Annotated in this window: 26 protein-coding genes; 15 read left to right on the top strand and 11 right to left on the bottom strand. The window is 61.6% G+C overall.

Annotated features, from left to right (window positions below; all coding sequences use genetic code 11):
* The first annotated feature begins 54 nt into the window (after positions 1-54).
* From ssuD to ACIPSK_RS10830, 8 genes are all read left to right on the top strand, one after another.
* A complete protein-coding gene (gene ssuD / locus ACIPSK_RS10865; protein ID WP_162117706.1) occupies positions 55-1,245 on the top strand; it encodes an FMNH2-dependent alkanesulfonate monooxygenase in 1,191 nt (396 codons plus the stop codon).
* Positions 1,246-1,331: 86 nt separating this feature from the next.
* Positions 1,332-2,168: an aliphatic sulfonate ABC transporter permease SsuC gene (gene ssuC, locus ACIPSK_RS10860; RefSeq protein WP_162117707.1), complete on the top strand. Its 837-nt coding sequence runs from the start codon at positions 1,332-1,334 to the stop codon at positions 2,166-2,168.
* 10 nt (positions 2,169-2,178) lie between these two features.
* Complete coding sequence (locus ACIPSK_RS10855) at positions 2,179-3,006, top strand: ATP-binding cassette domain-containing protein (protein ID WP_162117708.1); 828 nt, start codon at positions 2,179-2,181, stop codon at positions 3,004-3,006.
* A 234-nt stretch (positions 3,007-3,240) separates the two neighbouring features.
* The gene (locus ACIPSK_RS10850; protein ID WP_017964617.1) at positions 3,241-3,564 is read left to right on the top strand and encodes an ArsR/SmtB family transcription factor; all 324 of its coding nucleotides are present in this window, start codon (positions 3,241-3,243) and stop codon (positions 3,562-3,564) included.
* Complete coding sequence (locus tag ACIPSK_RS10845; RefSeq protein WP_162117709.1) at positions 3,561-3,971, top strand: SRPBCC family protein; 411 nt, start codon at positions 3,561-3,563, stop codon at positions 3,969-3,971. The genes ACIPSK_RS10850 and ACIPSK_RS10845 overlap by 4 nt, the downstream gene beginning before the upstream one ends.
* A 57-nt stretch (positions 3,972-4,028) precedes the next feature.
* Positions 4,029-4,250 carry a hypothetical protein gene (locus ACIPSK_RS10840; RefSeq protein WP_162117710.1) on the top strand — a complete coding sequence of 74 codons (222 nt, stop codon included), beginning with the start codon at positions 4,029-4,031 and terminating at the stop codon, positions 4,248-4,250.
* Positions 4,251-4,261: 11 nt separating this feature from the next.
* The gene (locus ACIPSK_RS10835) at positions 4,262-4,732 is read left to right on the top strand and encodes a DUF1801 domain-containing protein (protein WP_162117711.1); all 471 of its coding nucleotides are present in this window, start codon (positions 4,262-4,264) and stop codon (positions 4,730-4,732) included.
* A 101-nt stretch (positions 4,733-4,833) separates the two neighbouring features.
* Positions 4,834-5,301, top strand: a complete 468-nt coding sequence (locus ACIPSK_RS10830; RefSeq protein ID WP_162117712.1) for a DUF1801 domain-containing protein — start codon at positions 4,834-4,836, stop codon at positions 5,299-5,301.
* A 54-nt stretch (positions 5,302-5,355) separates the two neighbouring features.
* On the opposite strand, the gene ACIPSK_RS10825 is transcribed toward ACIPSK_RS10830, so the two are convergent.
* The 4 genes from ACIPSK_RS10825 to ACIPSK_RS10810 all read right to left on the bottom strand — a co-directional run bounded on the left by ACIPSK_RS10825 (position 5,356) and on the right by ACIPSK_RS10810 (position 7,775).
* The gene (locus ACIPSK_RS10825) at positions 5,356-5,832 is read right to left on the bottom strand and encodes an SRPBCC family protein (protein ID WP_162117713.1); all 477 of its coding nucleotides are present in this window, start codon (positions 5,830-5,832) and stop codon (positions 5,356-5,358) included.
* On the bottom strand, positions 5,829-6,170 hold the full coding sequence (locus ACIPSK_RS10820) for an ArsR/SmtB family transcription factor (RefSeq protein ID WP_162117714.1): 342 nt from the start codon (positions 6,168-6,170) through the stop codon (positions 5,829-5,831). The genes ACIPSK_RS10825 and ACIPSK_RS10820 overlap by 4 nt, the downstream gene beginning before the upstream one ends.
* Complete coding sequence (locus ACIPSK_RS10815) at positions 6,167-6,853, bottom strand: glutathione S-transferase family protein (protein WP_162117715.1); 687 nt, start codon at positions 6,851-6,853, stop codon at positions 6,167-6,169. Before ACIPSK_RS10815 ends, ACIPSK_RS10820 begins: the two co-directional genes overlap by 4 nt.
* Before the next feature lie 103 nt (positions 6,854-6,956).
* Positions 6,957-7,775, bottom strand: a complete 819-nt coding sequence (locus ACIPSK_RS10810) for a class I SAM-dependent DNA methyltransferase (protein ID WP_162117716.1) — start codon at positions 7,773-7,775, stop codon at positions 6,957-6,959.
* Between the two features lie 132 nt (positions 7,776-7,907).
* Between ACIPSK_RS10810 and ACIPSK_RS10805 the strand changes: the two genes are divergently transcribed.
* Positions 7,908-8,633 (top strand): DUF2270 domain-containing protein, encoded by a 726-nt coding sequence (locus ACIPSK_RS10805; RefSeq protein WP_162117717.1) that lies wholly within the window; start codon positions 7,908-7,910, stop codon positions 8,631-8,633.
* Between the two features lie 59 nt (positions 8,634-8,692).
* Here ACIPSK_RS10805 and ACIPSK_RS10800 read toward each other — a convergent pair whose 3' ends face one another.
* The 4 genes from ACIPSK_RS10800 to ACIPSK_RS10785 form a co-directional block, all read right to left on the bottom strand.
* A complete protein-coding gene (locus ACIPSK_RS10800; protein ID WP_017964607.1) occupies positions 8,693-8,959 on the bottom strand; it encodes an usg protein in 267 nt (88 codons plus the stop codon).
* Between the two features lie 220 nt (positions 8,960-9,179).
* A complete protein-coding gene (locus ACIPSK_RS10795) occupies positions 9,180-10,010 on the bottom strand; it encodes an ABC transporter permease (protein WP_162117718.1) in 831 nt (276 codons plus the stop codon).
* On the bottom strand, positions 10,007-10,813 hold the full coding sequence (locus ACIPSK_RS10790; protein ID WP_162117719.1) for an ABC transporter permease: 807 nt from the start codon (positions 10,811-10,813) through the stop codon (positions 10,007-10,009). Before ACIPSK_RS10790 ends, ACIPSK_RS10795 begins: the two co-directional genes overlap by 4 nt.
* Before the next feature lie 113 nt (positions 10,814-10,926).
* Positions 10,927-11,700 carry a transporter substrate-binding domain-containing protein gene (locus ACIPSK_RS10785; RefSeq protein ID WP_162117720.1) on the bottom strand — a complete coding sequence of 258 codons (774 nt, stop codon included), beginning with the start codon at positions 11,698-11,700 and terminating at the stop codon, positions 10,927-10,929.
* Between the two features lie 331 nt (positions 11,701-12,031).
* Between ACIPSK_RS10785 and ACIPSK_RS10780 the strand changes: the two genes are divergently transcribed.
* Entirely contained in the window at positions 12,032-14,275 is a 2,244-nt protein-coding gene (locus tag ACIPSK_RS10780) for an OmpA family protein (RefSeq protein WP_222279328.1), read from the top strand.
* Between the two features lie 88 nt (positions 14,276-14,363).
* Here ACIPSK_RS10780 and ACIPSK_RS10775 read toward each other — a convergent pair whose 3' ends face one another.
* Both ACIPSK_RS10775 and ACIPSK_RS10770 read right to left on the bottom strand, forming a co-directional pair.
* Positions 14,364-15,122: an alpha/beta fold hydrolase gene (locus ACIPSK_RS10775; RefSeq protein ID WP_162117722.1), complete on the bottom strand. Its 759-nt coding sequence runs from the start codon at positions 15,120-15,122 to the stop codon at positions 14,364-14,366.
* A 55-nt stretch (positions 15,123-15,177) separates the two neighbouring features.
* A complete protein-coding gene (locus ACIPSK_RS10770; protein ID WP_162117723.1) occupies positions 15,178-16,953 on the bottom strand; it encodes a cytochrome c biogenesis protein DipZ in 1,776 nt (591 codons plus the stop codon).
* Between the two features lie 349 nt (positions 16,954-17,302).
* Between ACIPSK_RS10770 and ACIPSK_RS10765 the strand changes: the two genes are divergently transcribed.
* From ACIPSK_RS10765 to maiA, 5 genes are all read left to right on the top strand, one after another.
* Positions 17,303-18,349 (top strand): alpha/beta fold hydrolase, encoded by a 1,047-nt coding sequence (locus ACIPSK_RS10765; protein WP_162117724.1) that lies wholly within the window; start codon positions 17,303-17,305, stop codon positions 18,347-18,349.
* A gap of 126 nt (positions 18,350-18,475) precedes the next feature.
* Entirely contained in the window at positions 18,476-19,216 is a 741-nt protein-coding gene (locus ACIPSK_RS10760) for a response regulator (protein WP_162117725.1), read from the top strand.
* On the top strand, positions 19,213-20,535 hold the full coding sequence (locus ACIPSK_RS10755) for a sensor histidine kinase (protein WP_162117726.1): 1,323 nt from the start codon (positions 19,213-19,215) through the stop codon (positions 20,533-20,535). Before ACIPSK_RS10760 ends, ACIPSK_RS10755 begins: the two co-directional genes overlap by 4 nt.
* Before the next feature lie 191 nt (positions 20,536-20,726).
* On the top strand, positions 20,727-21,143 hold the full coding sequence (locus ACIPSK_RS10750; RefSeq protein WP_162117727.1) for an organic hydroperoxide resistance protein: 417 nt from the start codon (positions 20,727-20,729) through the stop codon (positions 21,141-21,143).
* A 247-nt stretch (positions 21,144-21,390) separates the two neighbouring features.
* Positions 21,391-22,026, top strand: coding sequence for a maleylacetoacetate isomerase (gene maiA / locus ACIPSK_RS10745; protein ID WP_162117728.1), 636 nt, complete (start codon positions 21,391-21,393; stop codon positions 22,024-22,026).
* 93 nt (positions 22,027-22,119) lie between these two features.
* Here the strand turns inward: maiA and ACIPSK_RS10740 are convergent, their stop codons facing one another.
* A complete protein-coding gene (locus ACIPSK_RS10740; RefSeq protein WP_162117729.1) occupies positions 22,120-23,109 on the bottom strand; it encodes an aldo/keto reductase in 990 nt (329 codons plus the stop codon).
* Positions 23,110-23,112 lie beyond the last annotated feature (3 nt).

The following is a 23,112-nucleotide window of genomic DNA, read 5'->3' as shown; positions in this document are numbered from 1 at the left end:
CACGTGCAGAGAGCCATCTCGACCGCGAATTCCGTAGCTAAAGGACCGTCTTCCATGACCACCACCTCCCAAACAGGCACATCTGAGCCCATCAATTTCCTCTGGTTCATCCCGACATCGGGCGACGGCACCTATCTCGGCTCCTCCGAGCTCAACCGCGCGCCGGAAATCGGTTACCTCACGCAGATCGCCCAGGCCGTCGACCGGCTCGGCTATTCCGGCGTGCTGCTGCCGACCGGGGTTGCCTGCGAGGAGTCCTTCGTGACGGCGGCAGCCCTTGCCGCCAAGACCGAGAAGCTGCAGTTCCTGGTGGCAATCCGCCCCGGCACGGCGTCGCCTGCCTATTACGCGCGTCTTGCAACGACGCTCGATCGTATCTCCAATGGCCGGCTGCTGCTCAACATCGTCGTCGGCGGCAGCCCGGCGGAGCTCGCCGGCGATGGCATCCATCTCGAGCATGACGAGCGCTACGCCCATGCCGAAGAGTTCTTCACCGTCTTTGAGGAACTGCTGGAAAAGGGAACGGCAAGCTTCGACGGCAAATACATCAAGGCGACCAATGCGCGTCTCGGCTTTCCCTCGGTGCAGAACCCGCGCCCGCCGCTCTATTTCGGCGGTTCGTCGGATGCCGGCATCGATTTCTCCGTCGGCCGTGTCGACAAGTACCTGACCTGGGGCGAGCCGCCGGCACAGGTTGCCGAGAAGATCGCCTACGTGCGCAAAGCCGCCGGCGAACGCGGCCGCGAGGTGAGCTTCGGTATTCGTCTGCACTTCATCGTGCGCGAAACCGATGATGAGGCATGGGAGGCGGCCGAGCGGCTGATCCGCCATCTCGACGACGATACGATCCGCGAGGCGCAGGAGCGCTTCGTCCAGGAGTCCGACTCGGTCGGCCAGAAGCGCATGGCCGCCCTTCATGGCGGGCGCCGCGACAAGCTCGAAGTCTCGCCGAACCTCTGGGCCGGTGTCGGCCTGGTGCGTGCCGGTGCGGGCACGGCGCTTGTGGGATCGCCGAAGACGGTGGCTGCGCGCCTTCGCGAGTATCAGGAGATCGGCATCGATACGGTGATCGGCTCCGGCTATCCGCATCTCGAAGAGGCCTATCGCGTCGCCGAGCTGCTTTTCCCCGAGCTCGGCATTACCCGCAACCAGCAGCGTCTGGGTTTCAACAACGAGTTCGGCCGCAAGCAAGTCTTCGCAGGCGGAAGCCATGGCGGCAATCTGAAAGTCGTCTCCGGCTCCTGATCTCGAACGAAGACGCAGAGCGTGACGCCGTCGCAAGCCGCTTAGGGCTTGCGGCATCCTTCTCCCGATAAGCGCGAGGACAATGCATGTCGACTTTCGATACTCCGTTCGTACGGTCGGTCACCTCCGAAAAGGCCGGGAAGGCGGGGTTCCGCCTGCCACTGCCCGGCCTGGAGAAGTTGACGCCCTATGTGGTGCCGGTGGCGATCGTGGCGTTCTGGCAGCTTGCCTCCTCGGCCGGCTGGATCTCGTCGCGCATCATGCCGTCTCCGGCGGATGTCGGCCTCGCCTTCTGGTCGACGACGGTTTCCGGCCAGTTGCCGAATGACGTGCTGGTGAGCGCCGGCCGCGCCTTTGCCGGCCTTCTCGTCGGCGGTTCGATCGGCTTCCTGCTCGGTATCGCCAATGGCGTGTCGCGCATTTCCGAGCAACTGACCGATACGACGCTGCAGATGCTGCGCACCATTCCGCACCTGGCAATGATCCCGCTCGTCATCCTGTGGTTCGGGATCGGCGAAGAATCGAAGCTGTTTCTCACCTCGCTCGGCGTGCTCTTCCCCGTTTACCTCAACACCTATCACGGCGTGCGCAATGTCGATCGCGATCTGATCGAGATGGGCAAGGTCTATGGCATGGGCAACTGGACGCTCTTCCGCAAGGTGATCTTTCCAGGCGCGCTGCCGTCGATCTTCGTCGGCCTGAGATATGCGCTCGGCATTATGTGGCTGACGCTGATCGTATCGGAATCGATCGCAGCATCCTCAGGCATCGGCCACATGGCCAACAATGCCCGCGAATTCATGATGACTGACGTCGTCGTGCTCGCCCTCGTCATCTATGCCGTGCTCGGCAAGCTTGCAGATGTCATCGCCCGGGTTCTGGAGAGGCGGCTGCTCGCCTGGAACCCGGTCTATCAGAAATAGGAGAGACGCCATGACATCGATCGCGCATGAGCGTTTTCACGCCGTCGCCGAAGAGCCAGCTTATGCGCGCGAAAGCGCACCCGCGGCCGGTCGTAGTGCGCCCGCGGCGATTAGCCTGACGGGGCTTGAAAAGAGTTTTGGGGCCAACCGCGTGCTGCGCGGCGTCAATCTGCATATTCCGGCCGGCCAGTTCGTCGCCGTGATCGGCGAGAGTGGCTGCGGCAAGAGCACGCTGCTGCGCATCCTGATGGGCCTCGACGAGCCGAGTGCCGGCGCGTTGCATTTCGAGGATGCCGATGGCGCGCAGGCGAGACCGAACGCGCGCATCGTCTTCCAGGAGCCGCGGCTGCTGCCTTGGCTCAGCGTCGCTGACAATGTCGTTGTCGGGCTCGGAGACGGCATCGACAACCGGGCTGCGGCGAAGGCGGCGGAGAACGTGCTTGCCGAAGTCCAGCTCGGCGAAAAGACCGGGGAGTGGCCGGCGCGGCTTTCCGGCGGGCAGCGGCAGCGCGTGGCACTGGCGCGGGCGCTGGTGAGCCGGCCGGGCGTGCTGGCGCTCGACGAACCGCTCGGCGCGCTCGATGCGCTGACGCGGATCAGCATGCAGGAACTCATCAACCGTGTCTGGCGCGAACTCGGCTTCACCGCCGTGCTCGTCACCCATGATGTCAGCGAGGCGGTGCATCTGGCCGACCGGGTCATCGTGCTCGACGACGGGCGGATCGCACTCGATCTTCCCATTCCCTATCCGCATCCGCGCCGGCACGGCCATCCTGGCCTTGCCGAGCTGGAGGGCCGACTGCTTGCCGCGATCCTCGGCACCGACAGCGGCGGTTGATCCCAAGGCTATTGGCGACGCTACATGCCTCGGCATAGGCGAGGCGTGTCCGCGCGAGCATGCATGCCCGATGGCGAAAATGTATAGCCGCTTGGGTATGTGAAATTCACCACCTCTGCTACGCGCACCAGATTCAGCAATACTATTTTGCTCAAGTTGTTTTGCGTCCGGCTTGACACACTCATACCTCCATGGCTATACGTAAATCCATAGCCAACGGGGTATTGATCATAGATGTCGGACACCCAAGACGTGCTCTTCAGGACGCTCGCCGATCCGACCCGGAGGGGTCTTTTCGAACGGCTGTGCCGCGAAGGAGAAAAGACGGTCGGGGCTCTGACGGCTCGGGCCGGGGTCTCGCAACCGGTCGTCTCAAAACATCTCGGAATCCTGAAACAGGCCGGATTGGTGCGTGATCGTCACGAAGGTCGCCAGACGCATTACAGCGCGCAGCTCGGTGCGCTGGCGCCGCTGGTCGACTGGACAAGTGAGATGGCCGGCTTTTGGCAAAATCGATTTGACCAGCTGGAAGATCTACTGAAAAGGATGGACCAATGACCGAAATATCCACCGAGACTCGTTCCGTCGTCGTCGAACGAGAAATCCCCTTTCCGCCGGAAAAGATCTGGCGCGCGCTCACCCAGCCACATCTGATCGCGGACTGGCTGATGAAGAACGACTTCGTGCCGGTCGTGGAACACCGTTTCAAGCTGAGCGCGGATTGGGGCTCTGTCGATTGCCAGGTCCTGGAAGTCGAGCCGAACAAAACCCTATCTTACACCTGGGCTGCCTATGATCTCGCGAGCGTCGTCACCTGGACTCTCACGCCCACAAGCGCGGGCACGCAGCTGCGTATGGAGCAGTCGGGCTTCCGACCGGATCAGCGGCAGGCCTACGGAGGCGCCAGGAGCGGGTGGGAGCGGTTCTTTGCAAATCTCGAGCAGGTCCTGGCGCGAGTAGAGTGAGGCCGCGCCCAAACGGATCACGCCATCCGCTTCGTCTCGTTTTCGCAGGAGGCTCCGTTGAATTGGAATAACCGGCTTCGGCAGATCCACCGTTGGCTGTCCATTGCCTTTACGCTAGCCGTCATAATTAATATCATCGCGATGGTGCAGGAGAAATCATCCGTCTGGGTGGGGATCATGGCGCTGCTGCCGCTGACCTTGCTCCTGCTCACTGGTCTCTACTTGTTCGCGCTGCCGTATGCCACCAAGTGGCGCAGCGCGGGACGCAGCGGAGGGTAAGAGTGAAGGCAATGTCCGGGAAGACATCCAAGACCGCAGCGAAGTTTACGAAGAAGACAGCTGCCACGCCTAATACCGCTGGGCCGACCCTTCTCTCGGGCGGCAACCCTCAGATCGCCAAGGGCTACGGCGACGCTCCCGTGCAAGCCTACATCGCCGCCATGCCGGGCTGGAAAAGCGACATCGGGCATCGCCTCGATGCGCTCATCACGCGCACGGTGCCGGGGGTGTATAAGGCCGTGAAATGGAACTCGCCGCTCTATGGCATGGAAGGGCAGGGCTGGTTCCTCGGTGTCCATTGCTTCGCGAAATACATCAAACTCGCTTTCTTTCGTGGCACGTCGCTCAGTCCCATCCCGCCCGGCGAGTCGAAGCAAAAGGAAGTGCGTTACTTCCACATCCATGAGGAAGACCAACTCGACGAGGCTCAGCTCGCCGCCTGGGTGGAGCAAGCCAGCCAATTGCCCGGTGAACGAATGTAAGCGGATGCGTCGATTTAAAGCGTTAGAGCGTCCTTTGTGCGTCCAAAATGACGCACGGCGCTATAGGTCATCAGCACTTAAGGGATGGAGGAGCGATATTGATGAAGAAAGCCATGGCAACCATGAAGAAGAGCGGCACCAGCGAAGAGAAAGACGGAGACTCTCCTTCTCGTTTGATCGACGCGAGAATCGAGGAGTTGAGTGATTGGCGAGGCGAGACGCTCGCCCGGGTCCGAACTCTGATCCGGCAGGCCGAGCCCGACGTGATCGAGGAATGGAAGTGGAGAGGCGTTCCGGTGTGGGAGCATGCCGGCATCATCTGCACCGGCGAGACCTACAAAAGCGTGGTGAAGCTGACCTTCGCCAAGGGCGCATCGCTGGAGGACCCTTCAGGCCTCTTCAACTCCAGCCTTGACGGCAATACCAGGCGCGCCATCGATTTCCATGAGGGCGATGAGATCAACGAGCAGGCATTGAAGGCGCTCGTTCGCGCCGCCGCCACACTCAACACATCAACGCGGGTTGCCGCTCGCCCCGCCGGCGCCCGAAAAAAACCTAGCAGCGCTTGAGTTTGGCAATATCGCCTGAAACGCGTCGCACCGAACTTGATTTGGCGACATGTGTCAGTGGATCGGGCTTTCCTCGCGCTCGAGGAAGAGTTGCAGATTGTCGAGGCCGATTTCGGTGCCCTGGAGGCGAGCGCCGTTGTCAGCGTAGCCGTCGAGGAAGACCACCTGTTCGGTGAAGACCATTTTCGTGCCGCCGGGTTCGGCTTCAAAGGCGACGGTTGTGAGCGATGCGGAGATGCGGCTTTCCCCAAGCTTCATCTCATAGGCATAGATGATGCGGGCATCAGGCACGATATCGATGTAATGGGCATCATAGGCGTGAAGAAGGCCGTCAGTATCGGCGACGTAGTTCCGTTCCGTGCCACCGGGGCGGAAATCGAGCTCGTAGTCCAGCGGCACCCATTCGCCATGGCAGGCGAACCATTGCCGTTTGGATTCCGGTGTTGACCAGGCGCGGAAAGCGCGGGAAATCGGCGCCTTGAGGAGACGTTCGATGACCAGAGTTACGTGTTCGGCGGATCGTGTCGTCATTCGGGAAGGCTCTCCGTTTCATTGGCGAGAAAGTGGTCCAGCCTGTCGAAGGTGGTCGTCCATTGGATCTTCCGCTGCTCCACCCAGCGCTCCACGGCGGCAAGCGCGTCCTGCTGCAGGCGGTAGGTGCGCACGCGACCGGCCTTTTCGGAAAGGACAAGACCGCTTTCCTCCAACACCTGCAGATGTTTCAGCACCGTCGGCAGGGCAACGGCAAGCGGCGCCGCCAGTTCGGTGACGGAGGCGGGGCCGCGACCGAGCCGGTCGATCATACCGCGGCGGCTGCGGTCGGAGAGCGCGTGGAACATGCGGTCGAGATTAGTCTGGCTCTCGATCATCCCGCTGCATCCCGAAAGCGCGCCGGAAGCCTTTCCTTATAGGGATAGAATTTGAAGTAGGGGCGTGCCTCTTCCAGCACCCGTCGAAAGGATGGCCGGGCGAGCAGCCGATCGTAATAAGCATGAAGGTTCGGCTGCTCCGAAGTGAAGGGCATCAGCGTCTCGGCATAGAAGAGCGCTGGGGCTGCAGCGCAATCGGCCATGGTGAAGCCGTCGCCCGATATCCACGGCTTATCGGCGAGTTGCTTTTCGATCATTGAGTAAGCGGTGGCAAGCGTTGCCTTGGCGGCCTCAACCTCGCGTTCGTCGGCCGTGCCCTCTGGGCGCATGTGGTTACTGACCAGCGTCTGCATAGGTGTCTGGACATAGAGATCGAAGAAGCGGTCCCAGAGACGGACCTGCAGCGCCCGGTCGATCTCCGGCGGCAGCAGGCGAACGGGGCCGGGATAATATTGCTCGAGATATTCGATGATAATCGATGTCTCGGGAATGGTGCTGTCGCGCGCCTCGTCCCGCAGCAGCGGCATCTTGCCGATCGGCCAGAAGCGGAAGAGATCGGCGCGCGAGCCTTCGTCGGAAAGATCGACGATGCGATTTTCGAAGGGGGTGCCGTTTTCATAAAGCGCGATCAGCACTTTGTGGCAGAAGGAGGCGAGCGGATGCCCATAAAGCACGAGCGACATGCGGCGACCTTTCCTATCATTGCGGAAAACTTTACCAATCGACTAACTATCAGCTTGTGAACCATCGCGCAACAGATACTTCGCCAACCGCGAAAGTATTCCGTCAGCCAATATACCGGGCGATCACCAGATGGCCGGGTGTCGGCTGGCCGTCTTCCATGCGCACGTTGATATCCGATATTTCGACGAGTTCGAAACCCGTGGCCGTCAGGCGTTCTCTCACATAGGCGTCGGCATGGGCGAAGCGCTGGTGCGGGCCGACCATATAGGCGCGGCCGGCGAGTATTTCCTCGGGCAGGGTTTCCGAGGAGAAGATCAACAATCCGCCCGGCGTCAGGTTCTCGGCGGCGCCGAAGAACAGCGGTTCGAGCGCGCCGAGATAGGGCAGCACATCGGTGGCGGCGATGATGTCGAAGGCTTCCTCGTCGTTGTCGTCGAGGAAATCTTCGACCTCGGCGACGAAGAGCGTCTCGTAGAGATCCTTCTCATGGGCGATCTCGACCATCTTCTCCGATATGTCGATGCCGGTCATATCGGCGCAGAGGTCGCGCAGCGCGCCGCCGGTGAGGCCCGTGCCGCAGCCGAGATCGAGCAGCCGCTTGAACGGTCCAAGCTGCAGCGCCTGCAGGCGCTGGCGCACCAGCATCGGCACATGATAGCCGAGCTGCTCGACCAGCACGTCCTCGAAAACCTCGGCATGCTGGTCGAACAAGGTCTCGACATAGGCGTCGGGCGCTTTGACCGGCGTTTCGCCGCGGCCCATCGCGGCAATGCGCACGGCCGCACCGCCGTGATCGTCGGGATCGATTGCCAGGACTTCCTGATAGGCTGCAACGGCGGCATCGACATCGCCGGCCTTTTCCAGCGCCAGCGCGCGGTTATAGGCCTCGCCAAGAGCTTCTTCGTCGATCTTCTTTGCCATCGCAGTCCGTCGTCCTTTTGTTTCAGGCCGTCCTTTTGTTTCAGGCATGCGTCTAAGACGGCTTTCGATGTTTTGCAATGGCGCGATTGCGGGCGCAGAATGGCCGAAAAGACGACCAAGGGAGGAAAGGCCATGAAAACGGAGCCAGAGAGGACATCATCGGCAAGGGAAGGAGAGGCCGGCCGGGCATTCCTGCTGCCTAGTACACCAGGCGAGATCACCAACACGCTCAGCCATTATTACCGCGGTGAACTCGGGCGGATGACGAGCTGGCGCGACCGCATCGACCGGACGTCCAACTGGGCGATCACCGTGGTCGCCGCACTCCTCTCGGTGTCGCTGTCGACGCCGACCTCGCATCACGGGGTGCTGCTGTTCGGGATGATGCTGGTGACCCTGCTTCTGATGATCGAGGCGCGGCGCTACCGCTTCTTCGATATCTATCGCGCCCGCATTCGCCAGATCGAGCGCTGCTATTTCGCGCAAATCCTGGCGCCCGACGCCAATGCCGGCAGCGAATGGGCGGTTGTGGTCGCCAGCAGCCTGCGCAAGCCGCGCTTCCTGCTCAGCTATCAAGAGGCGATGCACCGCCGGCTCAAACGCAATTACGGCTGGATGTATTTCATCCTGTTGCTCGCCTGGTGCCTGAAGATCTCGACGCCGAAACTGCAGACGGAAGGCATGCCGGCGTTGCAGGCGCAGTCATGGAGCTACGTCATCGACAATGCCGCACTCGGGCCGGTTCCCGGCCTTGCGGTCATTGCCATCGTCGTCGCCTTCTATCTCGGCATTCTCGGTTTCGCGCTTCGCCGGGATCGCGACGAAGGCGAATTCGGCCATGGCGAGGCGCATGTCTGACGCGGTCGGAACATATCGCCCGAACCGTTCACACTTTCGGCATTATGCTCTAGAGCCGATCAGTGCAGGATGAACTCGCCCTTCAGTGCCCGCCACTCGGTTGGCGAGATCAGCTTGCGGTGGATGTAGCGCACCGAATGCAGTGGCCCGTCCAGCTTCTCTTCCCAGAATTTCAGGAAGCCGCGCATTTCGGGAAAGTCGGGGGCGAGGTCGTAATCCTGCCAGACATAGGTCTGCAGGATCACTGGGTGGTCCGGCAGATGATAGAGGATCTGGGCGGTCGTCAGACCATAGCCCTTCAGTTGTTTTTCCATGTCCTTGTGCATCGTATTCCAATTCTTCTTGTTCCCACTCGCGCGCTTATTAGCGCTAGATGATATGGAAACATGCGAGTGGTTAACGGAAGCTTTGCAGATACTTCGTAAAATGACAATTTATTTTTAATATCAATGGCTTGGCAGCAGCGTTCCGAGAGTGCTGCCAATTGGCTCTTGTTTGATGAATGCCGTTGTCCCAAAGCCGCGACACAGTTTTCGGCGTCACGCATCAGCGCTTCAGATGCCGGGTCAGGCGGCGCTCGAACCAGGCCCAGAGATGACGCAATGCCTCGACGATGGTGAGGTAGAAGATCGCCGCCCAGAGATAAGTCTGGTAGTCGAAAGTGCGGGAGAAGGCATAGCGGGTTTCGCCCATCAAGTCGAGCACGGTGATGATGGCGACGACCGCCGAGCCCTTGATCAAAAGGATGATCTCGTTGCCGTAAGGGCGAAGTGCGACGATGAGAGCCTGCGGCAAAATGATCTTGCGGAAGGCGATGAACTTGTGGATGCCGAGAGCGGCGGCCGCCTCGTGCTGGCCATGCGATACGCTTTCGATTGCGCCGCGCAGGATTTCCGCCTGGTAGGCCGCGGTATTGATGGTCATGGCAAAGAGGCCACAATACCAGGCATCGCGGAAGAACCACCAGATGCCGACGGACTCAAGCTGCGGCCGGAATACGCCGAGGCCGTAATAGACCAGGAACAGCTGGGCAAGCAGCGGTGTGCCGCGGAAGAAATAGATGTAGCCGTAGGCCAGCGCATTCAGCAGACGGTTCTTTGACATGCGCGCCACGGCAAGCGGCAGCGATAGGATGGCGCCGCAGATGACGGAAATGAAAACGAGACTCAGCGTGACCCCGAGGCCGTGGAGGTAACGCGGCCCGTAGCGGATGAATTTTTCCGGATCCCAGCCATTGATGACGGAAATGACGAGAAGTGCTGCCAGCGCAGCCCAGATGGCCACGAGAATATAGCCGGCCATGCGGGCCGGCGTCATCGGCTTCATCACCGCACGGGGCGCGGGCTGCGGTTGGATCAGCGTTTCGGCGTAGCTCATCGACGGATCTCCGAACGCTTGGCCCAACGCTCGACATAGACGAGCAGAAAAGAGGAGAGGATGGCGAGCACCAGATAGAGGCAACAGGCAAGACCATAGAAAAAGAAGGGTTCTTTGGTCACCCGCACCGCGACGCTCGTCTGGCGCAGGATATCGGCAAGGCTGATGATCGAGACGTAGGAGGTGTCCTTCAGCAGCACCATCCAGAGGTTCGTCAGGCCCGGCAGCGCGATGCGCACGAGTTGCGGCAGGACGATGAGGCGTAGCGTACGGCCGCGATGCAGCCCAAGCGCGTCGCCTGCCTCATATTGACCCTTGGGAATGGCGCGGAAGGCCGATAGCAGTACTTCCGAACAGTAGGCGGAGAAGACGACCGAAAGCGCGATGACGCCGGCGAGGAAGGCGTTGATCTCGATCGGCGGCCCATAATAACCGACGAAGCTCAGCAGAGACTGGATCAGCATCTGCATGCCATAGTAAATGATGAAGAGCGTCAAAAGCTCCGGCAGGCCGCGGAAGATCGTCGTGTAGATGCCGGCCGCCAGCCGCAGCGGCTTTTCCTCCGACTGCTGGCCGAGCGCTACCAGGAAGCCGATGGCGAGGCCGATCGGCAGGGTGACGATCGCCACCGAAACGGTGACTTGCAGGCCAAGCGCGATCTCGTCGCCCCAGCCGGTATCGCCACAGGCAAGGATCGTCGACCGACCCATCCAAGTGAAGATGCCAACGGGTCCGCACAGCGGATCGAAAATGTGCACAATCCAGCTCCAGAAGGAGCCCAGCGCGGAAAATAATCCGCCCATGCGAGAATTCCCCTCACGGCTTTTGCCGTTTTGATCTTGCCATCTTTGTCAAACAAAAATGGCGGAAGAGCAAGCCTTCCGCCATTACCTTCACCCGCCAGATAACGATTTTCTTATTCGCCGTAAACGTCGAAGTCGAAGTACTTGTCCTGGATCTTCTTGTATTCACCGCTGGCGCGGATCGCAGCGATCGCCGTGTTCAGCTTTTCCTTCAACGGGTCGCCCTTGCGGATGGCAATACCTGCGCCGTTGCCGTTGATTTCCTTGTCGACCGGCAGGGTCGTCAGAATCTTGCAGCAGGCGCCGGCGTCGGACTTGACCCATTCGGAAAGAACGACGACGTCGTCGATGACGGCGTCGACGCGGCCGCTGGCAACGTCGAGCTTGTATTCGTCAGCAGTCGGGTAGAGCTTGAGCTCGGTGTCGGCGAGATGCTTCTCTGCGTAGTTGGCGTGCGTCGTGGAGGTCTGCGCGCCGATCACCTTGCCCTTGAGGCCGGCGACGTCCGATATCGTCGAATCCTTCGGCACGGCAATGGCCGGCGGGGTGTTGTAGTACTTGTTTGAGAAGTCGACGAGCTTCAGACGCTCCGGCGTGATCGACATGGAGGAGACGATCATGTCGAACTTCTTGGCGTTGAGCGCCGGGATGATGCCATCCCAGTCGGTGCTGACGAAGGTGCATTCGGCCTTCATCTCAGCGCACAGCGCCTTGGTGATGTCGATGTCGAAGCCTTGGATCGTGCCGCTGGCGTCGACGAATTCGAAGGGCGGATAGGTCGAATCGGTGCCGATCACATATTTCTCGCCATCGGCCATGGCCGATCCGGCAAAAAGGGACATCGCCGCGATCGAGGCTGCCGCGAAGATACGGGTAGGGTTAAGCATGAGGATCCTCTCTGTTGGTAGCCGTCGCTCCTTTTTCTCTTGGGCTGACGGCCGCAGTTCAACGGTGCTGAGACCGCCTTGCGGCGATAATCAGACTTTTTTTCATGGAATTGCAACACAAATCCCATCGCAATTGGGCGGTGCAAATAGCAGGCGAGATGAACGTCGGCAGACTGCAACATTCACGCGAGGTTAATCCGCGGCTTCCTAGAACTGGAACAAATCGGCGGCTCGGCGATTGCCACTTCGCCGTTCCGCCTCATTGCGACGCTAGGGGCGGAAGCAGGGCCTGTCGGCCTTCAGGAAGCTCAAACAGGATCGAGGAAACCCGATGGGCAAGAAATCAAGTTTGTTTGCGAGCGCAGCCTTCCCGCTGCTATCCCTCTCGCTGGCGCTGCAGCCGGCATCGGCAATGGCCGCCGCGCGCGACGTCGCGACTCAGGCTCAGGCCGTGCGGCAAGTCGAACAAGGCAGTTTCGAGGTGGCGCAGGATGCGCCTCAGGATGCGCCTTCCGAGGAGGAGTTGCTGAAGAAGAAGCGCAAGCAGAAGGAAGAGGCTCCGGCCGAAAAGCCGCCGGCCGCCGAGCAGCCGAAGGAGGCGCCCGCCGAGAAGCCGAAGGCCGAGCGCAAGGAGGCGCCGGCGCCCGAACCCAAGGCAGAGCCGGAACCGCCGAAGGCCGAAGCGCCGAAGGAAAAACCGGCCCCGCAGGCCGAAAGCAAACCCGAGCGGAAGGCCAAGCAGGAAGCCCAACCCGAGGCCAAGCCGGAGGCCGCGCCGCAGCAGGAGCAGCCGGTAACGCAGGAGAAGCCGAGAAAGCCGAAGAAGCAGGCCGAGCCGGAGGTTCAGCCGCAGCCCGAACAGCAGCCGGCGGCAAAGGAAGCGCAGCCGGAGACGGAGCAGGCGCAGCCGGAAGCCAAGCCGGAAGGCGGCAAGCGGGCCAAAGGGCAGGACAAGGCCCAAGGCAAGGATAAAGGCAAGGGCAAGGCGGAGACTGCGGCTCCCGAAGCCGTGACGCCGGCCGAGGAGCAGGCCAAACCCGAAGTCAAGCCGGAGGCAAAACCCGCCGCCGAAGCACCGGCTGAGAAGAAGCCGGCAAAGGGCGAAACGGCAGTACCCGCGGCTAAGCCGACCGAAGGCAAGGCAACTGAAGATAAGGCAACCGAAGGCAAGCCGACCGAAGGCAAGCCGACCGAAGATAAGGCGGCGGTACCAGAGGCCGCACCCGCCGAAAAGCCGAAGGACGGCACCGCGGCAAAGCCTGCCGGTCAACAGCCTGCCGGTCAACAGCCCGCCGGCGAACAGCCGGCTGCGCCCGCGACTGACACTGCGCAGCCACTGCCCGATGCCAAGGGCGGCCAGCAGGTGGAGCAGGCCATTCCGGCGCCGGAAAAAGTCTCGCCCGAAGAGCTGGAGCGCCGCAAGAAGATTGCCGCGGATCCGGCCAAGAGCAACGAGACCGTCGTGCTGCCGGTCGAGAACGGTGCGGCCGTGCTCGACAGCGACAAGGATGCCGACCGCAGCAAGGGCCGGGAAGGTCGCCGCGACCGCGACAAGATGCGCGCCGAGACCCAGGAGGTGAAAATGCCGACCTCGGATGCGGATGCGCAGGCCGCCACCGGCGCCAAAGCGCCGGCGCCGGTCAAGCTCGAAGCGGTGACCAGCGAGAAGGGCAGGAAGCTTGACGAGCGACCGCAATTCGTCCGTCCTGACGGCGCGCAGGTCAGCGACAGCCGCGACGACAACCGCGTCATCATCCAGTACGACAACAGGACGATCGTGCGTGGCGACGACGACAGGCGGTTCCTGCGCGACGGCGAACGGCCGAGCTACGAGGAGCTGTCGGGCGATCGCTACCGCGAGACGATCGTGCGGCCGGAAGGCTATCGCATCGTGACGATCCGTAACCGCTACGGCGACATCATCCAGCGGTCGCGCGTCGATGCCCGTGGACGCGAAGATGTGCTCTATTATTCGCAGGACCTCTACGACGATCCGGACCGCGACTATTTCGAAGATCCGGGTGCCGACCTGCCGCCGATGCGGCTGCGCGTGCCGCTCAACGATTACATCATCGATACTCGCAGTGACCCGGACCGGGATTATTACGAGTTCCTGAGCGAGCCGCCCGTCGAGCCGGTGGAGCGTGTCTACTCGCTTGACGAGGTGAAGTATTCGGCCCGTATCCGCGACAAGGTGCGCCGCATCGACCTCGACACGATCACCTTCGCGACCGGCAGCGCCGATATCCCGATGACGCAGGCGCGCACCCTGCGCAAGGTTGCCGACGCGATCAGCCAGGTGCTGAAAAAGGATCCGAGCGAAACCTTCCTGATTGAGGGTCATACGGATGCCGTCGGAACCGATCAGAGCAACCTGGTCCTCTCCGACCAGCGGGCGGAATCGGTCGCGAACGTGCTTTCCGACGTCTACGGCATCCCGCCGGAGAACTTGGCGACCCAGGGCTATGGCGAGCAATATCTGAAGGTCAACACGTCGGGCCCCGAACAGGAAAATCGCCGCGTTACCATCCGCCGCGTGACGGCACTGGTTCGGCCGGTGGCTGCCAACCGGTAAATATCGTTGCCCCTCCCCATTCGTGGGGAGGGGCATTCCGTCCTTGCGTCTGTTCTTCCGATCGGTGACCGGAAGTCAGATGAGATGGTCACTCGCCAGCTTGCTTGGCGGCCGTTTCAATGGCGTCGGCGACCTTTTCTGGCTGGGATGCGAAGACGGCGTGGCTTGCCTTGATTTCAGTCACGCCGCTGCCGGCACGTTTTGCCATGTCACGTTCCAGCTCGGGGTTGATGGAGCGATCCTCGGTGGCGACGATCGACCAGCTTTTCTTGGTCCGCCATGCCGGCTGGGCGATCTTGGCGGAGAATGCCTGCTTTGCGGCGAAGACCTGTGACTTTGCCATGAAGTCGGCTTCGGCTCGTGGAAGGTCGGCTGCGAAATCCGCGGCGAAGGCACCCGGATCGAGATAGAGATATTTGCCGTCCTTCGTTTCCTTTATATCCATGCTGCCGGCGGGCTTCGAGCTGGCGAGGCTGAGCAGGCTTTCTCCCTTGTCGGGCTGGAATGCCGCGACATAGACCAGGCCCGCGACCGTGGGATCGTTGCCGGCTTCGGTGATGACCATGCCGCCATAGCTATGGCCGACGAGCAGGACCGGTCCGTCCTGAAGGTCGAGAACGCGCTTGGTCGCCGCCACATCGTCGTCGAGCGAGGTGATGGGCTGTTGGACAATGGTGACGTTGAAGCCGCGCTTCTCGAGAATGTCAGTCGCCTTGCGCCATCCCGAACCGTCGGCCAGCGCGCCGTGGACGATTACGATGTTCTTGACCGCGGCAGCTTCCGCCGCGAATGCGATGGCGGTCGTGGCAAAGGCAAGGGCTGCGGTGAAAATAAGACGTTTGTTCATGGGTATCACTCCTTTGGGTCGTTGTTGATGATTGGGATAGTGATGCGTTTCAGGTTCAGCCGAATGTGAAGGCGTAAGCCTGCACGCCGGGATCGAGGAAGCGGATCTCGAAGTTGCGGGCGGCGACCGCGCCGGACTGGCGGACGAGTTGATAAAGCCTCGTCGCGGTCACCGTGCCGTTGCCATCGGCATCGACGTCTGACCCGTGATCAGGCCCTGGCGCCTCGCCGTCGATCTTCACCTGGAAGCGGATCGGCTTGTCGCCGGCGCCAGGCCCAAGAACGAGATGCAGATCGCGGGCGCTGAAGCGATAGGTGATGCCGCCGCCCGGCTGATCAAGCGTCGCCTGATCCCGGCCGACGATCCAGGTTCCAGACAGGCCCCAGCCATTGAGGCCGGGTTCGGCGATCGAATAGTTTTTCGCCGTGTCTGCCTGCAGCCCTTCGGGAGAGGCGAAGTTCGCCGCCTGTTCGTAGCCGAGATAGGTTTCGCCGGAGCGGATATTGCCGAGATCAGGACCTGCTTCCACGCCCTTGGCATCCGGCACGACCGGCGCACTCGCCGTCGTTTGGCTGCCGGCTTCGCGCAGCAGGTCCTGAATGGCCTTTTCGGTCCTGTTGTAATTGCCTTCGCCGAAATGGTGGTAGCGGATCTGGCCCTTGGCATCGATCAGATAGGCGGCAGGCCAGTAGCTGTTTTCGAAGGCGCGCCAGATGCTGTAGTCATTGTCGATCGCAACGGGATAGCCGATCTGGAAGTCGCCGATTGACTTCTTGACGTTGTCGATCTTCTTCTCGAAGGCAAATTCCGGGGCGTGGACGCCGATCACCACGAGACCCTGATCCGCATATTTTTCGGCCCAGGCCCTGACATAGGGGATGGTACGAATGCAGTTGATGCAGGAATAGGTCCAGAAGTCGACGAGCACGACCTTGCCTCGCAGCTGTTCCGTGGTGAGAGGCTCAGAGTTCAGCCATTCGACCGCGCCGTCGAGCGAAGGGGCGGGGCCTTCGACGGGCAGGTCGCTACGAAAGGGCTTCTTCGCGTTAGCTGCGGCGATCATCACCTCGTTGCTCGCCAGCTCGGAAGATGGGCCACTGAGCGGCTTTGTATGCAGCCTGTCGAGCACGGCCTGTTCCAGCGATGCAGTCCTGGCGTAGGAGAACCGGGCGAGCAGGCTGGTATCAAGGCCGAGCGCGATGACGGCGACGCCCGCCAGTACGGCAGCGCCGAGCACCTGGCGAATCCGCTCGCCAAACCCGAGGGAGCGCTTCATCGCGGCAAAGAGCTTGCCGCCGACAACCAGGGCAACCGCAAGCGAACTTGCAGCACCAGCGGCATAAGCGATCAGCAGCAAGGTCGTCTGCAGATTGGCGCCCTGCAACGCAGCTCCGGTCAGCACGAGGCCGAGGATTGGACCGGCGCAGGGGGCCCACAGCAGGCCGGTGGCGACGCCGAGAAGAAGCGCGCTCTTCACGGTCGTGGTGCCGCGCCCGCCGCCGGTGGCGTTCATAAGATTGTTGCCAAGGTCGACGACTGGCCGGGCAAGCGTGCTTGCGAAACGCGGCGAAAGCAGACTGGCGCCAAAGAGCGCAAGCAGGACAATGGCGGCAAGGCGGCCATATTCGTTGGCGCGAATGGCCCAGCTGCCGCCGACTGCGGCCAGTGTGGCGACCAGCGCGAAGGTGGTGGCCATGCCCGCCAGCATCGGCAGCGTGCTTCTGACGAAGGGCTGCCCGGCGCGGGCGAAGACGAAGGGGAGGATGGGGAGGATGCAAGGGCTGAGGATCGTCAGCGCGCCTCCGAGATAGGCAATGATCAGAAGTGTCATCATCGTTTCCTTTGAAACCGATTGATCGGGCTCTGGACGGCGATGGGCCTGAACCAGCAACGGCGGGGATATGGCCGGGCGGACGTATCCCCGATGTGTCGGGTTTGGCGGGGAAATGTACCGAAGTGTCGGGATAGGGCGGCGGCGATACAAAGCGATACAAACTGCCGCAGTGGGGACGAAACGGCTGCGGCCAACGCGACCACTTGCTGAGGCAGCGCAATTGTATCGGAATGTATCCAGGCGGCCGGAAGCTACATCCGCATTCAAAAAACGGTTGCTTGCGACATATCGGGGATACAAGTAGAGCGCTTTTTCGCGACCGTGATCCATTCGACAGGAGAGACCGATGTCAGAGCAAGTCAATCATCACCGCCGCCGTTTCTTCGGCATGACGGCAGTCGCCCTTGCGGCGGTCGAGTTAGGCGTGGCCGGCACGGCCGCCGCTCAGTCGGCGCCCGCCGCATCCCTGCCTGATGTAAAGGCCGGAACCAACACGTCTTTCGAAACGCTGAAACAGGTCAAGGCCGGCGTGCTCGATATCGGTTATGCCGAGGCGGGGAAGGCGGATGGCCCGGTCGTATTGCTGCTGCATGGTTGGCCCTATGACATCTACAGTTTCGTCGATGTCGCACCGCTGCTTGCCTCGGCAGGCTACAGGGTGATCGTGCCTTATCTGCGCGGTTACGGGACGACGCGCTTCCTGGACGACGGCACACCTCGCAACGGCCAGCCGTCAGCGCTCGCCGCCGATATGATCGCGCTTCTCGATGCGCTCGATATCGAGAAGGCCGTGATTGCCGGTTACGACTGGGGCGGGCGGACCGCCAATATCATGGCGGCGCTCTGGCCCGAGCGCTGCAAGGCGATGGTTTCGGTGAGCGGCTACCTGATCGGCAGCCAGGAGGCCAACAAGAAGCCGCTTCCGCCGAAGGCCGAACTTGCCTGGTGGTATCAGTTCTATTTTGCCACCGAACGCGGTCGTCAGGGATACGAGAGCAACACCCATGATTTCGCAAAACTCATCTGGCAAACGGCATCGCCGAAGTGGAACTTCGACGATGCGACATTCGACAGATCGGCCGCTGCCTTCGACAATCCCGACCACGTCGCCATCGTCATTCACAATTATCGCTGGCGCCTGGGGCTTGTCGAAGGTGAGGCCAAGTACGATGCCTACGAGACGACGCTCGCCGCAACGCCTGTCATTTCGGTGCCGACCATCACCATGGAGGGCGATGCAAACGGCGCACCGCATCCCGAGCCTTCCGCTTATGCCGGAAAATTCTCCGGAAAATACGAGCATCGCACGATCGGCGGCGGCATTGGCCACAATCTGCCTCAGGAAGCGCCGCAGGCTTTTGCGCAGGCGGTCATAGACGTCGATCGCTTCTAGGTCGACGATGCCGGTTGCAGAGCCGCGTTGCTCCGGCCGGCGGAATATGCGTAGCTCGCGTCTGTCGCTTCGGCCGGGAACGAAGCGACCGGCGCGGCCGCTTCTATCATTGGGGAATAGGGAAATATGGATCATGTCGATCATATCCTGATCGTCGATGACGATCGCGAAATCCGCGAGCTGGTATCGGGCTATCTTGAGAAGAACGGGTTGCGCACGAGCGCTGCCGCCGACGGGCGGCAGATGCGCAGTTTTGTCGACGCCAATGCCGTCGACCTGATCGTTCTCGACGTGATGATGCCCGGTGACGACGGGCTGGTGCTCTGCCGTGAACTGCGCGCCGGCCGGCACAAGGCGATCCCGATCCTGATGCTAACGGCTCGCACCGACGAAATGGACAGGATCCTCGGGCTGGAAATGGGCGCCGACGACTATCTTCCCAAGCCCTTTGCTGCGCGTGAGCTTCTTGCCCGCATCAAAGCGGTGCTGCGGCGGACGCGCATGTTGCCGCCCAACCTGCAGATCAGCGAGGCCGGACAGTTGCTAACTTTCGGTGCCTGGCAGCTCGATACGGTCGCTCGGCAGCTCCTCGACAGGGACGGGACGGCGATTGCGCTCAGCGGCGCCGAATACCGTCTGCTTCGCGTCTTCATCGATCATCCGCAGCGGGTTCTCAATCGCGACCAGCTTCTCAGCCTGACACAGGGTCGCGACGCCGATCTCTTCGATCGCTCGATCGATCTGCTGGTCAGCCGCCTTCGTCAGCGGCTGGGCGACGATGCGCGCGAACCGACCTATATCAAGACGGTGCGCAGCGAAGGCTATGTGTTTTCGGTTCCGGTCGAAATATCGGAGCCGCGCCAATGAAGGCAGCGATACCCTCGCTTTCGGGTCTGACATGGCCGCGCACACTGCGGTCGCGGATCTTCCTGATCCTGCTGATCGGACTTGCCTTGGCCTACGGTCTGTCCTTCAGTGTGCTCTATATGGAGCGGTACATGTCGGCCAAGGCGGTGATGCTCGGCACGCTGGAAAACGACGTGGCAACATCGATCGCCGTTCTCGATCGGCTTCCTCCCGCGGAACGCGGCGACCTGCTCGACCGGCTGAGCCGCGGCAATTATCGTTTCGTGCTCGGACCCGGCCTTCCCGGCGTGCCCGACACATCAAGCAAAGGGGCGGAGATCTCAGGCAAGATCGAGGAGGCGATCGGGCATCGCTTTCCGATCCGTATCGAACGGATTCCAGGCGATGTGAACCGATTGCAGGCGCATCTGACGCTGAGCGACGGAAGCCCTTTGACAATCGACGTCACACCGAAGGGCGTCATGCCGATCGCCGCGTGGCTGCCTTATGTCTTCGTCGTCCAGATGGTGCTGCTCATTCTCTGTACCTGGTTTGCAGTTCGCCAGGCGATCCGGCCGCTCGGCGAACTTGCCGCCGCCGTCGATGCTCTCGATCCGAACAAGGACGGTCCGGCTTTGAGCGAGGCGGGTCCGAGGGAGGTCGCGCATGCGGCGCGAGCTTTCAACGCGATGCGGGAAAGGATCGCCCATTATCTCGAAGAGCGCGTCCAGATATTGGCGGCAATCTCGCATGACCTCCAAACGCCGATCACCCGCATGCGGCTGCGCGCCGACATGGCGGAGGAGTCACCGGAGAGGGACAAGCTGGTGCATGATCTCGGCGAGATCCAGCGCCTCGTCCAGGACGGCATAGCCTATGCGCGCAGTGCGCACGGCAATGGCGAGAAGAATGCCCGCATCGATCTCGCCTCGTTCATCGACAGCATAGCCTACGACTACCAGGACATCGGAAAGGCCGTTACGGTCGTCGGCCTAGTTCAGGGGGCTGCCTTTACCAAGCCGCATGCCCTTCGCCGCATTCTGTCGAACTTCATCGACAATGCGCTGAAGTTTGCCGGCGCCGCCGAGATCAACGTCGAGCGCAGCCCAGAAAACGATATCGTCATCACGATTATGGACCGTGGGCCTGGAATCCCCGACGAGATGCTCGAGGCCGCCATGCAGCCTTTCTTCCGGCTGGAGCAATCCCGCAACCGGGAGACCGGCGGCACCGGTCTCGGTCTTGCGATCGCCCAGCAGCTGACGGCCAAGATCGGTGGGTCGCTCCGGCTCTATAATCGCGCCGGCGGCGGTCTGGCGGCGGAAGTCACCATTCGTTGACATCGGCGGTCACCGCAAAAATTCGAGATGCTTGTATGCAAGGATGTCTTCGATATCGGATGCTACGCTTTGTGACATTCCGGGCGATTTCGGAAACATGGCGGATATATCCGTCGGTCAAACCACACTCTGTCAATCCGGCCGCGCAGCGCGGCCAGTCGCGTGCAGCGACGCAACACAAGGAGTGTTCCATGACAAAGATCGACAAGGTTCTCTATACCGGCAAGATCCACACGACGGGCGGGCGCGACGGCGCGTCGCATAGCGACGACGGGCAGCTTGATATCAAGCTTTCGCCTCCGGGCAGCAACCGTGCCGGCACCAATCCCGAACAGCTCTTCGCCGCCGGCTGGTCTGCCTGCTTCATCGGCGCGATCGGCATTGCTGCGGGCAAGCTGAAGGTCAAGCTTCCTGCAGATGCCGCCGTCGACACCGAGGTCGATCTCGGGGCGACCGACGGCGACTATTTCCTGCAGGCTCGCCTCAAGGTCAGTATGCCGGGCATCGAAGCGGATCTGGCAAGGGCGCTTGTGAATGAAGCGCACCGCACCTGCCCCTATTCGAAAGCAACCCGCGGCAATATCAATGTTGAATTGAGCGTTGCCTGACTGATGGGATCGATCGCCAAAAGGAAACATGACGAGGCCGGTCGGGCCTCGTCGATGGGGGAACCAATGAGACTGATGATGATCTGCATTCTGGGGGCGACGATTTTCGCAGCGCCCTGCATCTACGATGTAAGCTCACGGGAGCCGTCGCCGCTCGCGGGCCTCGTGACGGCGGCATCCGCAGCTTCATCCTCGGCGGAGCAGCCGCCGCTCCAGCTGCTCTTTTAGATTACCAGGGAGAAAGACAGTGAAACTCTACCAGAACGAAATTTCCTCGGCGACATCTCGAGTCCGCATCGCGCTCGCCTTGAAAGGCCTGACGGCCGAAGCGCTGCCGGTCACCATTCTCGGCGAAGATTCCGAGAGCCGGCAGGCCGGATATCGCAGTATCAATCCGCAGGGGCTCGTGCCGGCCTTGCTGACGGATAGCGGCGTTCTCCTCACCCAGTCGCTGGCGATCGTCGAATATCTCGATGAGCTTCAGCCTAGACCGCCGCTATTGCCTGACACCGCGGAAGGCCGGGCGCAGGCGCGGTCTATCGCGCTTGCGATCGCAGCCGAGATCCACGCGCTGTTGCCGCCGCGGATCGGCCTGCATCTTCGCGCCACGTTCCAGGCTGATGCCGATGCCATCATCGCCTGGGATCGTCATTGGGTGGGCGAGGGAATGGCGGCTGTCGAGACGATGATCGCCGGCCGCAGGCAAGGGGTCTTCGCCGTCGGCGATCGCCCGAGCATTGCCGATATCTTCCTGTTCCCGCAGTCGATCGGCGCCCGTCGCCTCGGCTTCGATCTCACCCGATGGCCCAATATCGCCGAGATTGTCACCAAGCTGGAGGCGATACCGGCTTTTCGGGATAATGCGCCGGCGCCAAGGAAATGATGCGATTGATGAAGACGCGGCCGCAAATGACTGCGGCCGCTTTTCTTCTGGTGTTGGGACGAGACGTCGCTTTGACGGCCCATCGGCCGCTTCTCAGCGATTGACTCTTGCCTGCAGATGCGCGGGATAACGATCGCCTTCCACCTTGATCGTGGCGAGCGCGCTTTCGATGCTGGCGAGATCCTCGGCCGTCAGTTCCACCTCAGCGGCCTGGATGTTCTCCTCGAGGCGATGCAGCTTGGTGGTGCCGGGGATCGGCACGATCCAGGGCTTCTGCGCCAGCAGCCATGCCAGAGCCACCTGGGCCGAGGTGGCCTTCTTGCGCGCGGCAATCTCCGCGAGAAGATCGACGAGCACCTGGTTGGCCTTTCGCGCCTCCTGAGAAAAGCGCGGCACGACGTTGCGGAAATCCTTGCTGTCGAAGGTGGTCGTCTCGCTGATCGCGCCGGTGAGGAAGCCCTTGCCAAGCGGGCTGAAGGGCACGAAACCGATGCCGAGTTCTTCAAGCGTCGGCAGGATCTCCTGCTCGGGCTCGCGCCACCACAGCGAATATTCGCTCTGCAACGCCGCCACCGGCTGGACGGCATGGGCGCGGCGGATCGTCCGGGCGCCTGCTTCCGAGAGGCCGAAATGCCTGACCTTGCCTTCAGTGATCAGTGCCTTGACCGTGCCGGCGACATCCTCGATCGGAACATCGGGGTCGACTCGATGCTGGTAGAAGAGATCGATGACATCGGTCTTCAAACGCTTCAACGCCTGGTCGGCCACCGTCCGGATCTGCTCCGGCCGGCTGTTCATGCCGCTCTGGCCGCCATTGGCATCGAAGTTGAAACCGAATTTCGTAGCGATCACCACCTCCTCGCGGAAGGGCGCGAGCGCTTCTCCCAGAAGCTCCTCGTTCTTATAAGGGCCATAGGCCTCGGCCGTGTCGAAGAAGGTCACGCCGCGTTCAAACGCCCGCCGGATCAGTGCTGTCGCTTCCTGAATATCCGTCGCCGGGCCATAACCATAACTCAGCCCCATGCAGCCGAGACCGATGGCCGAGACTTCCAGTCCGCTCTTTCCAAGTTCACGCTTCTGCATAGA

The sequence above is a fragment of the Rhizobium sp. LARHSG275 genome (assembly GCF_052871115.1).
This window is presented reverse-complemented; position numbering and strand designations above follow the sequence as displayed.